Here is a 15,104-nt window from a genome sequence, read left to right on the forward strand (position 1 = left end):
AGCCGTAATAGAGTATATTGTGGCAAGAAAGAAGGGGGATGAGGATTGCAAACGCTGTCAATGAAAGGAATAGAGCATTCAATATAGCTGCATGTTATGACCGTAACAAGGATTCGAAATCAAGGCAAACGTTGCCTAGCAGATTTGTATAGAATAGTAGTAATATTACGTGTTATCTCCCCAATATCGATAGACGCTGTCTCCTCTTTCAGCGAATATAGGGCTACTCGTGCAATCTGGCATGAATGAGCCTCGGTTGTCATACACATAGTAGACCTCTAGCATATTCGTGTATAAGCGAATGTCAGGGGCCTGTAAGCAGGACACACTCTGCAACTCTCTTTTGGAGCGTTGTCTTTTTCTACCTATTAAAATGGAACGGATCAACTTCTTATGGCATTACATCGCCGTTCAAACCTTGTTCTTCATGGATGATCTATCAGATTTTACAATGCACAGCTCCATTCTCACCTAGACTGTCTCTTCATTCTATTAGATTGCATTCATTCAAATTTCACCTACTAGTCAATTTACCCTTTCCGAATAGTGACATAAATCATACTACGCACCGTCTATCAGACTTACCATTTTATTATGCTGTTACGGATGCGAATTCCGTATGTTTACTTCCCCATTGAGATGTTGTAAGCAATATTGCAATTCGGTTCGATCTGTCTGCAAGACAGCTGCACATAATGACAATTGATCTACTCACGGCGCCTTGTGTGCCAGAAGACAGGGTCAGTTAGGAAAGGAGTGCCGAAATGGTTACACTGCCTAAAGTAAATGAACTAGGTTTCTTTGAAATCCGGTTGGAATCAATCGGGGGGCTTGGAGCAAATTTGGCTGGGAAAATGCTGGCAGAAGCCGGTGTTACTGGCAGCGAGTTGAATGGTGTCAGCTTTTCATCGTATGGATCTGAGAAGAAAGGGTCTCCTGTTAAAGCACATATCCGGTTCTGCTTGCCGGGAACGCTTATCCGGGATACAACTCCGGTGGAACGGCCGCACATCGTCGGGATTTTCCATGAATCCTTATATAAATCTGTACATGTAACGAGCGGCATATATGAAGACAGCCTCGTTCTCGTTAATTCGGCCAAGACTCCAGAGGAGTTAAAGGAGAAGCTGAAGCTGCCTGGCGGAACGATTGCGGTGGTCGATGCGATTGGAATTGCGCTTGAAGAGAAGAACCGCGTAAATATGGCGATGCTTGGCGCACTGTTCCGCTTATGCGACTTCCTGGATGCGGAGCATATGAAGGGCGTCATACGCAAATCTTTGGAGAAAAAATATCCAGGTGCTGTTCAGCCAGCGCTGAATACGTTCCAAAGAGGATATGACGAAGTGAAGTTTCAGTCGTTCTCTCTCCCTGAGGGCATTCAGATGCCGAAGCCAATTCGCTGGGATACAACGGCTTTAGGCTATGAGACGCAGCCCATTGGCGGTATGGTCGTAAATCCAGGCAACTCCATCTTGAAGGATCTGAGTATCTCCCGTGCCGGCATGATGCCGCATTTTGCTTCCGATAAGTGCATTCATTGCGCGGCATGTGATAACGTGTGTCCTGATTTTTGCTTTGTGTGGGAAGAGCAGCCGGACAAGAAGGGGCGGCCGCAAATGTTCCTGCAAGGCATTGACTATCAATATTGCAAAGGCTGCTTGAAATGTGTGTATGCATGTCCAACTGAGGCATTAACGGATGAACGGGAAGAAGACGGATATGCGGAAGAGCACCGTGTTCCGCATCGGTTCGAGCTGACTGCACACCATTGATGGAAGGTAAGGAGGATGAGGGCTATGGCAATTGAGTATGAGAAAGAAATAACTCACGGCACGGTTGAGCAGCGAATGGTGTATGAATCAGGCAACGAGATGGCAGCTTATGCTGCACATCAAATTAATTATCATATTATGGGCTATTATCCGATTTCACCATCGACGGAAGTTGCGCAATTCCTCGATTTAATGAAGGCGAACGGGCAGCACGATATTAAGCTTATCCCGGCGGACGGCGAGCATGGTTCGGCAGGAATCTGCTATGGGGCTTCAACTGCAGGCGGACGTGTGTTCAATGCGACAAGTGCGAATGGCTATATGTATATGCTTGAACAAATGCCTGTTCAATCAGGAACACGATTCCCGATGGTATTGAATCTAGTGTGCCGTTCCGTATCTGGTCCGTTGAATATTCATGGTGATCATTCGGATTTATATTTTGCGCTTAATACCGGCTGGCCGATATTGCTCTGTCGTGATCCACAAGCTGTATACGATATGAATATTATGGCATTGAAGCTTGCGGAGGATCCAGAGGTTCGGCTTCCGGTGATGGTCGCATTCGATGGCTATTTCACGTCGCACCAGAAGCGTCGAGTCCAGACCTTTGCCCATCGTGAGGATGTGCATCGCTTCATTGGAGAGCAGCCTGTACGCGGATTCGCGGATACCTTGGATCGCAATAATCCCATAACAGTCGGGCCGTATATGAATGAGCCGGATTATATTAACAACTGCTATCAGCAGTCGATGGCCATGTACAAGGCAGAAGAGGTATTCGACCGCATCCGTACGGAATATGCCAAGCTGACCGGAAGAGATTATCCGATTTTGGATTTGTACCGGATGGAGGATGCAGAGGTAGCTGTATTCCTGCTTAATTCCGCAGCGGAAATCATTAAGGATGTCGTCGATCAGCTTCGCGCGCAAGGGATTAAAGCGGGCTCCATTTCTCCGAACATCATTCGTCCATTCCCGGCGAAGGAGATCGCAGACGCGCTTGCTCATATCAAGGTCGTTACGGTTGGAGATCGCGCCGATTCGTACGGCGGTCATGGCGGCAATATGGTCAACGAGGTGAAGGCGGCGCTGTTCACGCACGGCAACCGCGATACGATGATCATTAGCCGCATATATGGTCTTGGCGGCAAGGACTTCTATTCTGAGGATGGCCATGCGCTGTTCGAGTGCGCCATTGAGGCGGCCCAGAAGGGCTATGTCGAGAAGCCGTTCGATTATCACGGTCATACGCCTGGTGATCCATCCAAGGCTCCGCAGCGCGTCATCGAGCCGATGAAGCATGAGGATTTGAAGACAGGGCTTATTACGGTGAAGCAGGATGAGGAGTCCGGAAAGCTAAGTGTTCGTGTTCCGCCGCTGCGCCAATTGACAAAGAAGCCGAAGCGAATTGCTCCAGGCCACGGCGCATGTCCGGGCTGCGGCATATTCTCCGGTCTCGAGCTGTTCTTCAAGGGCATTGAGGGGGATATCGTAGCGTTGTTCCATACGGGCTGCGCGATGGTCGTGACAACAGGCTATCCATATTCAGCTCATAAGGCGACATACATTCACAACTTGTTCCAGAACGGTGCGGCAACACTATCCGGTGTCGTGGAAATGTTCTGGGAACGTAAACGCCGCGGAGAGCTGGATGAATTGAACCTGCCGGATGATTTTACGTTCGTGATGATTACGGGCGATGGCGGCATGGATATCGGCATGGGGCCGGCAATAGGTGCGGCACTGCGCAATCATAAGATGATTATTTTGGAATACGATAATGAAGGCTATATGAATACGGGAGCGCAATTGTCGTACTCTACCCCACTAGGTCACCGCACTTCAACATCTAATGTTGGCAAGGTGCAAGCAGGCAAGATGTTCCATCATAAGGATACAGCGCAAATTATGGCGGCAACGAACATTCCGTATGTATTCACGGGCAGCGAAGCATTTCCGCAGGATTTGCTTAAAAAGGCGGCCAAAGCGCAATGGTATGCGCAGAATGAAGGGCTTGTTTACGGCAAAATCTTAATTACTTGTCCGCTCAACTGGTTGTCTGAAGATAAGATGGGCACACAAATTGTTAATGCGGCCGTAGATTCTTGTTTCTTCCCGCTGTATGAAGTGGAGCATGGGATTACGTCTATTACGTATAATCCGGAAGAGAAGAATAAGAAAGTTCCGCTTCTCGACTGGTTAAATATGATGGGCAAGACGAAGCATTTGAGCAAGGCGGAGAATGCGGAAGCGCTGCAGACGTTCGAACGGGAAGTGGAGCGCCGCTGGAATGCACTTAAAGCGAAGAGTGAACATCCGCATTTATAATCTTATCGTTATTTAACGATTCACAATTCTTGGAGTCGTTATTTATTCAAGCCTGAGAACGATCCGTTGGGATAGGTTCTCAGGCTTTTTGTGTTCATAGCAATGAAGTTCGATTATTCTAGGAGTCTGGGCTAAGGCTGAGTCTCCGTCAAAATGCGCTAAATGCTTCACAGTTCTAAATCACTGCTAAATTTATCCCTGAATCACTGCTGAATCACTGCTGAATCACTGCTGAATCACTGCTGAATTACCGCTAAGTCTCCATGAACTGCTAGTGATGCAGTACCCATTTGGCCGATCAAGGCAACGCTGTAGGCAGAACGCTAAGCGCTTGTACTTGCTTGCTATCCTCTGAATTCTTTCCCTGTTGGTGCAGCTAAGGTATACTAAAGGATAGGCTCATATTTGTGGAAAAGGGAGGAAGCGACGACGATGACAGAACAAAAGAACCGTAACCATCATGCTCATGCAGAGGAGCTGGCAGATCTTTTGCGCAGCAGCAAGCATGTTGTTTTTTTTGGCGGGGCAGGAACATCGACGGAGAGTGGGATTCCTGATTTCCGCTCGGACAATGGTGTATTTGCGGATGATGAAGCATTCCGTTATCCCCCGGAGGTGATGCTCAGCCGCTCCTTTTATGATCGTGATCCGGCAACCTTCTATCGCTTCTATCGGGCGAAGATGCTGCATCCTGCTGCGAAACCGAATGCTGCACATCGGGCGTTGGCGCGGCTTGAAGAGGATGGCATTGTGTCCGCGGTTGTGACTCAAAATATTGATGGTCTACATCAGTCAGCAGGTAGCAGGGAAGTGTGGGAGCTGCATGGTTCGGTACACCGGAACCGCTGTACGAGATGCGGAGCTATACATGGACTGGATGCAGTGCTGGAGAGTGAGGAGATCATTCCATCCTGCAAGCAATGCAGCGGAACACTAAAGCCGGATGTTGTTCTCTATGAAGAATCACTGGACGATAAAGTGATTTCAGGGGCAATCGGACGCATTCAAGAGGCGGATCTGCTCATTGTAGGAGGAACCTCGCTTACTGTGCACCCGGCAGCAAGCTTTGTTCAACTGGCGAAAAAGGCGAAGCTGGTATTGATGAATCGGACGGCAACGACCATGGATGGCCGTGCAGATGCGGTATATCGTGAGCCGATGGGTGAATTGTTCGCCGCTGCTTATTACAAGTTAACAGGGAAAGAGGTATAGCTATATGCGCATGATCGGAATCGATCTCGGGACAACGAACCGCAAGGTTGGCCTATTCGATGAGTCGGGCAAGTTGCTCGGCCAAGCGAGCCGTCCGACGGTAACCGTTGATTCGAACACAAGGTATGTCGTCTATGATCCAGACGCGATGTGGGATGATGTATCGACGATGATCCGTGAGCTTATGAATACCCATAACGATGTTCCCGTCGATTACATTGGAATTACGAGCATGGCGGAAAGCGGACTGCTCGTAAATCGGCATACAGGCAAGGTGCAATCACCGCTCCTACCGTGGTTTGAGACCTGCTCCTCTGAGCAAGCGGAACGGATCCGCCAGGAAGGGACGCCGCTGGAGCTGTTCCAGCGTACAGGCCTGCATCTCTCATTTAAGCACGGTTTACCGAAGCTGCTCTGGCTAAAGGATCAGAATGCTGGGATGTTCGAGGATGCAGTGTGGCTGTCCGTATCCGGATATATTGCTTACCGCTTGACTGGAGTTATGGCATTTGATCCTTCGCTTGCGACTCGAACATTTGCATACAGCATGTATAGTGATAGTTGGGATGTACCATGGATTCGACACTTTGGACTAGATGAACACATCTTCCCGGAAGTTCTGCCAAGCGGGACGCCGCTTGGGACAGTGACGAAGGATGCAGCGGGAGCGCTCGGTCTGTCCAGCTATACACGTGTTGCCATTGGCGGGCATGATCATGTCTGTGCAGCGCTTGCGGTTGGGGCTGTTCATCCGGGAGATGTCTATGTATCCATGGGAACAGCGGAGACGCTTGTGGGAACCATCTCGAAGCGGCCGCTCGGGCAAGCAGAGTTCGATACCGGGCTATCCTACGGGTACCACGTTGTGCCTGGATACCATTTCTGGATGGGCGGTAATGCCTCTTCAGGAGGATCAGTCGAATGGATTCGCAGACAACTGGCGGACGAAGCCTTATCTTATGATGACATTAAGCAGTTGATGAACAATGTGAACGATGGGCCAGGAGAAGCGATGTTTTTCCCGTACTTGTCGGGATGCGGGGCGCCATATCCGAATTCAAAGACGCGCGGCGCGTTTATCGGATTATCTAAGGAACACGGGAAGAAGGAAATGTTGCGGGCGGTGTTTGAAGGTACGGCCTATCAGTTGGAAATGATTCGTCAAAGTGCAGAACGCAATTCGGAGCATGCCATTCGCAACATGTGTGCGGTTGGCGGCGGGACGAGATTGCCGGCTTGGCTGCAGATGAAGTCGGATATCTCCAACGCAACACTCATTGTACCGCCTATTGAGGAAGCGACGATGCTCGGCGCTGCCTGCGCCGCTGCGCTAGGTGGCGGATATTTTGCCGATGCAGATGAAGTGCGCCAAGCGATGCAAAGCCGTGGTGTTGAGACTTACCAGCCTAATGCGGAACGTCATTTGCAGTATAGGCAGGTGTACGACACACGCTATATCCCTGTAGCAAAAGTGCTTCGTGAGTTGTAATCCCAATCGGGGATGAAGGTTATCGACTGTGATATAGAAAGGAGCGGCGCATATTTCTGTGAAGTGCCCGCTCCTTTTTGCTATGTAAAGTTATTTAGACTTGTTGATTGCTGCCACCTTATCGACTGCGCGCCGGAACAGCTCTGCAACTGCGCTTGTCTGCTTGTGGCATTGCATATACACCCCACCTGCAGTCGCAACATCCTGGATAAGTTCGGCGTTGGATTTTGAAGCTGCTTCCTTACGGCTTTGTTCAACAATGCGTGCCTGCTGCTGCCATTCTTCCTTGATGTTCAGACGTTTCATGCGGAATGCCCTCCTAATTTTGATTGTCAGCGTAAGCCTATACTAAGAATTACGTTGGAATGTATGATCGGGTTGCATGACTTGATTGCGATATGCAGTAGGGGGATGTCCATAAAAGCGTCGAAATTGTCTGGAAAAATACAATGCGTCAGGAATTCCGACTGAAGCTGCAATTTGCTCGACAGTCAAATCCGGTCGTTCTCGAAGCAGTTGCCGTCCCTTATCAATGCGGAGCTTCAGCAAGAAGGTGACAGGCGTCATGTCCGTAATGCGCTTAAATATGCGGGAGAAATACGCCCTGCTGTAGCCTAAGCTCTCCGCAATTTGCTCCATGGACATCGGATGCGCATACTGCGTAGACATCATCTGGATGGCCTGACGTACAGTCTGCTGCATTTCTGATTCGGGCCGCAGTCTATTCGCCTCTTCCATGTGCTGCTGCATGCCGGCATACTTCGCCAAAATAAGATGGAGGCAGCCGTGCGCGATCAAATCTGCTGCCACGCTTCTTTCTTGAAATGCCGCTGTAATTTGCTTTATCTGATAGGGAACCTCGATTTGATCACCTGCATGTAGAATCGGATTGGCGGCTGAGAATCCGGCACGGCATATAAGGTCATTCGCGTGAATGCCTTGAAAAGCGATCCAGCAGTACCTCCACGGCTGGACAGCATCAGATTCATAGCTTACGAGTCGGCCTGGTTCAATGAGGAACGCATCTCCTGTTTTCAGATGATAGGTATGGGTCTCTGTTGAGAAGGCCCCCTGACCGTCTATGATATGATGAAGCAAATAGTAGTCGTACAGCTTGGGGCCGAGCTTGTGAGAGGGAACGGTCTGGCTTTCTCCTGCGAATAAGACTCGTATCCCTTCTTGTTCAGCGTAAGTTGGGTTCGAAGCGACCGTGTACGTTTCTAGTATTTTGACTAAATCATTCTCGGTTGTTATCTGTTCGGATTGTGCTTGTGCATTCTGAAAATCGGGGGAGTCCGTCATTTTGTACCTCCTTGCGCGTCCAATCTTGCATGTCCAATAGTTGTATTGTAGCATGAAAATGATGGTAGAGTCACATTAGTCCATATGTAGCGCACATCGATATATTACGGGGGCAAGAGGAAATCCGTATGATTGATGTAACGGTATCATATTCACGTTGAAACAATGGGAGGTCATTGTAATGGAAGCAAGCAAGCTGCTGTCACGATTCGAGCAACAATATGGAGCGAGCCCAGCGCCGGTTCGTTTTTTCCATGCTCCAGGCAGAGTGAATTTGATCGGTGAACATATTGACTATAATGGAGGATATGTGCTCCCTGCGGCATTGGAATTTGGGACTACGCTGCTCATCCGTGAGCGTGAGGATCATTGTGTGCGATTGGCGACGACGAATTTTGAATATCAGCTTGAAATAGATGTGAGCGCACTTGCAGATGCGAAGCAGGATCAATGGACCGATTATCCAATTGGGGTTATGTATCAGTTGCAGCAGTCGGATCGAGGGCTGACAAAAGGATATGAGCTACTGTTCCATGGGGATATTCCGAATGGCGCAGGGCTGTCTTCATCTGCCTCATTAGAAGTGGTGACCGCTTATGCGCTGCTTACACTGGAGGGGCATCACATTGATCGAACGGACATCGCTTTGTTGTCTCAGCGTGCGGAGAATCGATTTGTCGGTGTGAACTGCGGCATTATGGATCAATTCGCAGTAGCACAGGGCAAGCTTGACCATGCCATTCTGTTGTTGTGCGATACGTTGGAATATACGCATGTGCCGTTTCAGACGGATGGATATTGTCTGATCATCGGCAATACGAATAAGCGCCGTGGATTAGTGGATTCGAAATATAATGAGCGCAGGGCACAGTGTGAAGAAGCAGTGCGTGCGCTGCAGGCTGCATATCCGCATATGACCCTGCTTGCGCATCTTACGGCGGAGCAATTTGAGGCGGAGGCTGACAAGATTGCAGATGACACGGTTCGTGCGCGAGCTGCACATGTGATTGCAGAGAATGATCGTGTTAAGCAGTCGGTTGATGCATTGAAGAACAATGATCTGATTCGGTTTGGCGAATTGATGAATGCTTCCCATGATTCTTTGCGCGATTTATATGAAGTCAGCTGCGAGGAGCTGGACATTATGGTAAAGGAAGCTCGATGCATAGAGGGAACGCTCGGTTCTCGAATGACAGGAGCCGGGTTCGGCGGCTGTACGGTATCACTCGTTCGTGAGGATGCGGCTGAACAATTCGTAGTTCGGGTAGGCGCTGCGTACGAGGAGCAAACCGGGTTGCACCCGGAATTTTATATTTGTCGAGTAGGAGATGGTGTGCGGGAGCTTGCACCATTGGCGAAGACAGCGAAAATTGATAAGGAGGGGTAACAGCATGGCAGTATTAGTTACAGGTGGAGCAGGCTATATCGGTTCGCATACCGTTGCGGAATTGCTGGCGCGCGGAGAAGAGGTTGTTATTGTAGATTCACTCGAAACGGGACATCAAGAGGCGGTGCTTGGGGGGACGCTTCATATTGGCGATATTCGAGACAGCGCATTTCTCGATTCTGTATTTGCGCAGCATTCCATTGATGCGGTTATTCATTTTGCTGCCTATTCACTCGTAGGCGAAAGCATGAGCAATCCAGCGAAATATTACGATAACAATGTGTATGGCACGCTTGTGCTGCTCGAAGCAATGCGCAAGCATCATGTATCCCGCATCGTATTTTCATCAACGGCTGCTACGTATGGGGAGCCGGAGCGTACTCCGATTCAAGAGACAGAAGCGACGAACCCAACGAATGTATATGGGGAAACGAAGCTGACGATGGAGCGAATGATGCGGTGGTTCGATCAATCGCATGAGATTCGCTATGTTTCGCTGCGTTATTTCAATGCAGCGGGCGCTCATGAGAACGGCAAGATCGGGGAAGACCACCGTCCGGAAACCCATCTGATTCCGTTAGTGCTGCAAACCGCACTTGGACAGCGGAAGGAAATGAAGGTATTCGGCAGCGACTATCCTACGCCTGACGGTACATGCATCCGGGATTATATTCATGTCAGCGACTTGGCTGATGCTCATGTGCTGGCAGTCGAGTACTTGCGCGGCGGCGGCCGGAGCGATGTGTTCAACTTGGGCAGCGGCAATGGATTTTCGGTGCTGGAAGTGATTCAGACAGCAGAACGGGTAACAGGGCGTAGCATTCCGACAGTAACGGAAGAGCGTAGAGCAGGTGATCCTGCGGTGTTAATTGCCTCGGCAGACAAGGCGAAGTCTGTTCTAGGCTGGAGTCCGAAGCGGGACGACCTGAATGTGCTGATCCAAAGCGCTTGGAACTGGCATCAGGCGCGTCCGACCGGATACGATAGCTGAGGAGGAGTGCGAGATGGCACAAGGTGTAGAAGGATTAGCGCTGTCACAAATATCTGTCGAGCGGGCAAGCTTCGCAATTGAAGCCTTGATTCGATATGCCGTGCATCATGAGATGATGGCCCCGCTTGATATGCCTTATGTTCGCAATCAATTGTTAGAATTGTTCCACATCTCTGAACCGTGTTCAGCATATCGGGAAGAGCAGTGGGAAGCCATTCCTGAGGAGCCGCATCATATACTCGAAGAACTGATTGATTGTGCCTATGAGAGCGGGCTGATTCCGGATCGAACAGTGACGCAGCGAGATCTTCTTGATGCACGAATAATGGGTATGCTGATGCCGCGTCCTTCTGAGCTGCAGAATCGATTCCAGCGTGTTCAGGAGGCAGAAGGAATCGAGCGCGCGACAACTGATTTTTATCGCATCAATCAAAAGTGCAATTACATTCGTACCGATCGTGTCCGCAATAATGAATATTGGCTTCATAGGAGCGAGTTCGGTGAAATGGAAATGACGATCAATTTGTCGAAGCCGGAGAAGAGCCCGCAGGAAATTGCGCTCGCAGCACAGTTGACAGCGTCCCACTATCCCGAATGTCTGCTGTGCGCAGATAATGTAGGGTATGCCGGCAGACTTGATCATCCTGCACGTCAAAATTTACGCATTCTTCCGATAAAGCTGAACGGGGAAGACTGGTATTTTCAATATTCACCGTATGTGTACTATAACGAGCACAGCATCATTTTCCACAAAGAGCATTTTCCAATGAAGCTGACACGGAACACATTTGCTCGCTTGCTGGACTTTACAGAGCAGTTTCCGCACTATTTCATCGGGTCGAATGCAGATTTGCCGATTGTCGGCGGCTCCATTCTCAGTCATGATCATTTTCAAGCGGGAAAACATACGTTTCCGATTGAGCGGGCACCCATTGATGTCCAGTTTGTGCATCCTGCATACCCTGGCATAACGGCGGGAATTGTTCGTTGGCCGATGTCGGTGCTGCGCTTGCAGAGTGAACAGCCGGATGTCCTGCTGCAATGCGCGGACGAATTGTATGAACAATGGAAAGGGTACAGCGATGAAAGTGTTGGGGTTGCGGCTATCACAAATCACGGAGACAAATCGATTCGGCACAATACGATCACGCCAATTGTAAGGCGACGCGGCTCGTTATTTGAGATGGATTTGGTACTGCGGAACAATCGCACGGATGAGGCTCATCCAGAAGGCATTTTCCATCCTCACCGTGAGCATCACCATATTAAGCGGGAAAATATCGGATTGATCGAAGTGATGGGGCTTGCGATTCTACCGGGACGCCTGAAGCAAGATATTGAGCGAATTACGATGCTGCTGTCCGACCATGGACAATGGGAGGAAGCGCGGAGTCAACTGCAAGAAACGGACAGCCTGTATCCGCACCGTGCGTGGGTGGATCAGTTGCTGAATCAGTATGGAATTATGGCAGCTGACAAGGCGAAGCAGGTCATTCTGCACGAGATTGGCAACAAGTTCGTGTCCATACTTTGGCAGGCGGGAGTGTTCAAAAATAACGCTCAAGGTCGGGACGCCTTCTGCCGTTTCGCGGCTGCATGCGGCTATCAGCGTGTAGAAATACCTTCAGCCATGTAAGACGATCCAAAGTGCTGCGTAGCGGGCAGTCAATGCGGTATGCGGCAGTACAAGCAGCGGTACAACAGCTCGGCGTGCGATCAGCAGTCCAGATAGAGATAAATAGAAATAGGGAGTAAACGGAAGGGGAAACGATGGTGGCTGCTTTGCAAATGAATACAATACAACATGAACGTTGGGGAGAAAGCCTGCATCTGGACAATGGAATCTATGAGATAATCGTGCCGCTCACATTTGGCATCCGGATTATGCATTTTAGCTTATGCGGCCATGAAAACATTCTGTTCGAGGATCGCGAAGGGTCGATACGGCAGGAAGGTGAGGCCTTCCAAGCCTTTGGCAGCGAAGGCTGGCAGCTTCGCGGAGGCCATCGGTTATGGGCTAGTCCAGAATCCTATCCACGGACCTATACGCCGGATGATAAACCGATTGAATATGTGCGTACAGCGTCTGGTGTCAAGTTTATCGCTCCCGTAGAGCAATGGACCCAATGTGCCAAAGAGATTGAGCTCATTTTCCGAGGAGCAGATGTCGTCGTAGTGCACCGGATTGCGAATAAGGGAGCGTGGCCGATCCAACTGGCTCCGTGGGCCATTACGGTTATGGCGTCGGGAGGAACGGCGATTGTCCCTCAAATTACGAGAGATACCGGCTTGCTGCCGAACCGTTCGATATCGCTGTGGCCGTATGCTGCGATGAATGACGAGCGAGTGTCGTGGGGAGAGAGCCATATCGAGGTGAAGCAGTTAGCTCATCTTCCACAAGCCTTCAAGTTCGGTATGCTTCAAGAAGAGGGCAAGGCGTCCTATATCCGCAACGGAATCGTATTTGAGAAACGTTATGAGCCTGTACATGGAGCAACGTATCCAGATGGAGGCTGTTCCTTGGAATTGTACACGAACGAGCATATTCTGGAGCTAGAGTCGCTTGGGCCGCTTGTTACGCTGGAACCGAATGCAGTGGCAACTCATCAAGAGGTATGGAGCTTAGCTCTGCAATCGGATGTGAAGGTCTGAGCAACCACAGGGGGTATTCATTTTACTGCCATGAGTCATGACTCATTGATGAGCTTGATCTTCGAACTTATCGTTGAATAATAATCGTATAAACTTATATTCATGAGCGCCATCTGCTGTATTTGTATATAGCGGGGCGCTTTTGTAGTTTGTGCATTGCAATGAATTGATTGGAGATGAGACAGTAAGGAATTGCCATCATTTTGTTGCAATTATTTTTCTTTACACCGTATTCCGAAGTCATTCATAATGATCATGAACAAACTAGCGACTTACATAATGTAATGGGAGTAAAGTGGGTTCAGGTAAGAACTTATCCAAATGGGAAGAGGGGATAGAGGACATGAGAACATACAAATGGTTAGCCCTATGTATGGCAATTGTGCTAGTGATGTTGACAGGCTGCCAATCCATCGGCGGTATTGATGTGACGAAGGTGCTGAAGAAGCAGCTCGACATTCATGCTTACGAAGCGCAGCAGACAATGAGCATTCATTTTGAACCCGCCTCAGGCAAGCTGAAGGATGAGGACGCTGCAATGATGAAGGCGTTCAATGATGCGCTGCTGACTGTCCAAGTGAAGGCACAGGATCCAGAGCATTTCTCGATGACTGGCAAGCTGAAGGTTGCGAGCGATGAAGTTCCGTTCACAATTGGCTTGAAGGACAATCGGACGGTGATTAAGGTGGAAGGCGCTCAATCTCCGATCGTAATTGGCGAAGAAATGAAAACAATGCTGTCTATCGTACAGCCTTCCACGAAGCAGATGAAGGCCTTTGTCGAATCGACATTCGCCCTGCTCGGCAAACATGCGCCGAATCCTGCAAATGCATCTGTGAAGCAGGTGACAGAGCAGGTCATGGGACAGTCGCTCCCACTTTCGCAGGTTCATATTGAATTCGGTGGCAATGAGTTGATTCCTTGGTTGAAACAATTGCTTCAATCCGCTCTGAAGGATGAAGAAGGATTGAAGGCCTGGTTCATGGAAATGGGCAAATGGTATGCGCCTATGATTACGGCTGCGATTGCGCAAGCTGGACATGAGATGGAGGGAGAAATTCCCGCATTGCTAAAAGATGGCGAGCTGCTCGGCTTAACGGCTTACAAGATGTTCAAGGAACAGGCGCCTGCAATCATTTCGGAGCTGGAGCGCAGCAATGACACATGGTTGAAGGACAATTCGGGTTTGACGGCACTGCTTAGCGGAGAGACCAAGCTTGTCTTGGATTTGTACGTGGATCAGAACATGAATGTTCGGAAATCAAAAGCTTCGCTAGCGATTGCCGTTCCTACTTCTGCTGAAGCTCCGTTCACTAAGGTTACGATCAACCAATCCACGGAATACAGCAATGTGAATGGAACTGTGAAGGCAGATGAATGGGAAGCAACTTCTTCCTATGTATCCCTCACAGATCCCGAGATGACCCCAGGGAAATGGCTGAGACACTTCGATTCTTCATCTGTCGCGCACAAATGGCTGAAGCAGGCGGGGATCACGAAGAAGTGGACAACAATACCTGTCTCAGCATCGAACTATGATGAGTGGTTCTATGAGGGAATGGCAATGACGTATACGAAAAATGGAACTATGATGGTGCCGCTGCGCGTCGTCACGGATGAATTCGATGCAAAGTTGAAGTGGGAAGGCAAGTCAAAGCTGACCATTATCGATGATATTACGGGGGTCGTAACCGAGCTGACGATGAATAGCAAGCAGGCTAAGGTTGGCGGACAGACGATTGACATGCCGTTAGCACCAGAGGAGAAGGATGGGCAATTATATGTTCCACTTCGTTCGCTGGCGCAAATGCTGGGCTTCACGTTTACGATCAATAAATCTGACGGGACTCAGTGGCTCGAAATGAACCGCGAATAAGACGTATATTGTGCATATTATAATTATCTGATCGCTAGATCAACAATAAGGGAAGCGGGTTGAAGGGGTGATTCCTCTTCAATCTGGCT

11 protein-coding genes are annotated in these 15,104 nt (G+C 49.4%); 9 read left to right on the top strand and 2 right to left on the bottom strand.

Annotation, left to right across the window (positions count from 1 at the left end):
* The first annotated feature begins 764 nt into the window (after positions 1 to 764).
* From NO352_RS03205 to NO352_RS03220, 4 genes are all read left to right on the top strand, one after another.
* Positions 765 to 1,775, top strand: a complete 1,011-nt coding sequence (locus NO352_RS03205) for a 2-oxoacid:acceptor oxidoreductase family protein (protein WP_289354889.1) — start codon at positions 765 to 767, stop codon at positions 1,773 to 1,775.
* 24 nt (positions 1,776 to 1,799) lie between these two features.
* Positions 1,800 to 4,106 carry a thiamine pyrophosphate-dependent enzyme gene (locus NO352_RS03210; protein ID WP_005547546.1) on the top strand — a complete coding sequence of 769 codons (2,307 nt, stop codon included), beginning with the start codon at positions 1,800 to 1,802 and terminating at the stop codon, positions 4,104 to 4,106.
* 432 nt (positions 4,107 to 4,538) lie between these two features.
* Positions 4,539 to 5,318 carry an NAD-dependent protein deacylase gene (locus NO352_RS03215; protein ID WP_262866980.1) on the top strand — a complete coding sequence of 260 codons (780 nt, stop codon included), beginning with the start codon at positions 4,539 to 4,541 and terminating at the stop codon, positions 5,316 to 5,318.
* Between the two features lie 4 nt (positions 5,319 to 5,322).
* Positions 5,323 to 6,807: an FGGY-family carbohydrate kinase gene (locus NO352_RS03220; protein WP_005547553.1), complete on the top strand. Its 1,485-nt coding sequence runs from the start codon at positions 5,323 to 5,325 to the stop codon at positions 6,805 to 6,807.
* 90 nt (positions 6,808 to 6,897) lie between these two features.
* On the opposite strand, the gene NO352_RS03225 is transcribed toward NO352_RS03220, so the two are convergent.
* Both NO352_RS03225 and NO352_RS03230 read right to left on the bottom strand, forming a co-directional pair.
* Positions 6,898 to 7,113 (bottom strand): hypothetical protein, encoded by a 216-nt coding sequence (locus tag NO352_RS03225; protein ID WP_268599138.1) that lies wholly within the window; start codon positions 7,111 to 7,113, stop codon positions 6,898 to 6,900.
* A 42-nt stretch (positions 7,114 to 7,155) separates the two neighbouring features.
* Complete coding sequence (locus NO352_RS03230; RefSeq protein ID WP_005547556.1) at positions 7,156 to 8,109, bottom strand: AraC family transcriptional regulator; 954 nt, start codon at positions 8,107 to 8,109, stop codon at positions 7,156 to 7,158.
* Between the two features lie 181 nt (positions 8,110 to 8,290).
* Here NO352_RS03230 and NO352_RS03235 point away from each other — a divergent pair, with 181 nt between their 5' ends.
* The 5 genes from NO352_RS03235 (at position 8,291) to NO352_RS03255 (ending at position 15,015) form a co-directional block, all read left to right on the top strand.
* Positions 8,291 to 9,496: a galactokinase gene (locus NO352_RS03235; RefSeq protein ID WP_289354890.1), complete on the top strand. Its 1,206-nt coding sequence runs from the start codon at positions 8,291 to 8,293 to the stop codon at positions 9,494 to 9,496.
* Between the two features lie 4 nt (positions 9,497 to 9,500).
* On the top strand, positions 9,501 to 10,487 hold the full coding sequence (galE, locus tag NO352_RS03240; protein ID WP_289354891.1) for a UDP-glucose 4-epimerase GalE: 987 nt from the start codon (positions 9,501 to 9,503) through the stop codon (positions 10,485 to 10,487).
* A gap of 13 nt (positions 10,488 to 10,500) precedes the next feature.
* Positions 10,501 to 12,123, top strand: coding sequence for a UDP-glucose--hexose-1-phosphate uridylyltransferase (locus NO352_RS03245; protein WP_289354892.1), 1,623 nt, complete (start codon positions 10,501 to 10,503; stop codon positions 12,121 to 12,123).
* 152 nt (positions 12,124 to 12,275) lie between these two features.
* A complete protein-coding gene (locus NO352_RS03250; RefSeq protein ID WP_289354893.1) occupies positions 12,276 to 13,139 on the top strand; it encodes a hypothetical protein in 864 nt (287 codons plus the stop codon).
* Between the two features lie 343 nt (positions 13,140 to 13,482).
* Positions 13,483 to 15,015 (top strand): copper amine oxidase N-terminal domain-containing protein, encoded by a 1,533-nt coding sequence (locus NO352_RS03255; RefSeq protein WP_289354894.1) that lies wholly within the window; start codon positions 13,483 to 13,485, stop codon positions 15,013 to 15,015.
* The last annotated feature ends 89 nt before the right edge of the window (positions 15,016 to 15,104 follow it).

Source organism: Paenibacillus sp. S-12, assembly GCF_030363895.1.
Classification (GTDB): domain Bacteria; phylum Bacillota; class Bacilli; order Paenibacillales; family Paenibacillaceae; genus Paenibacillus_B; species Paenibacillus_B alvei.

What these genes read in the sequence shown, in the direction of transcription:
- NO352_RS03205 (WP_289354889.1), top strand. Translation starts at nt 765, where the DNA reads ATGGTTACACTGCCTAAAGTAAATGAACTAGGTTTCTTTGAAATCCGG.
- NO352_RS03245 (WP_289354892.1), top strand. Translation starts at nt 10,501, where the DNA reads ATGGCACAAGGTGTAGAAGGATTAGCGCTGTCACAAATATCTGTCGAG.
- NO352_RS03220 (WP_005547553.1), top strand. Translation starts at nt 5,323, where the DNA reads ATGCGCATGATCGGAATCGATCTCGGGACAACGAACCGCAAGGTTGGC.
- NO352_RS03230 (WP_005547556.1), bottom strand. Translation starts at nt 8,109, where the DNA reads ATGACGGACTCCCCCGATTTTCAGAATGCACAAGCACAATCCGAACAG.
- NO352_RS03235 (WP_289354890.1), top strand. Translation starts at nt 8,291, where the DNA reads ATGGAAGCAAGCAAGCTGCTGTCACGATTCGAGCAACAATATGGAGCG.
- galE (WP_289354891.1), top strand. Translation starts at nt 9,501, where the DNA reads ATGGCAGTATTAGTTACAGGTGGAGCAGGCTATATCGGTTCGCATACC.
- NO352_RS03250 (WP_289354893.1), top strand. Translation starts at nt 12,276, where the DNA reads ATGAATACAATACAACATGAACGTTGGGGAGAAAGCCTGCATCTGGAC.
- NO352_RS03210 (WP_005547546.1), top strand. Translation starts at nt 1,800, where the DNA reads ATGGCAATTGAGTATGAGAAAGAAATAACTCACGGCACGGTTGAGCAG.
- NO352_RS03255 (WP_289354894.1), top strand. Translation starts at nt 13,483, where the DNA reads ATGAGAACATACAAATGGTTAGCCCTATGTATGGCAATTGTGCTAGTG.
- NO352_RS03225 (WP_268599138.1), bottom strand. Translation starts at nt 7,113, where the DNA reads ATGAAACGTCTGAACATCAAGGAAGAATGGCAGCAGCAGGCACGCATT.
- NO352_RS03215 (WP_262866980.1), top strand. Translation starts at nt 4,539, where the DNA reads ATGACAGAACAAAAGAACCGTAACCATCATGCTCATGCAGAGGAGCTG.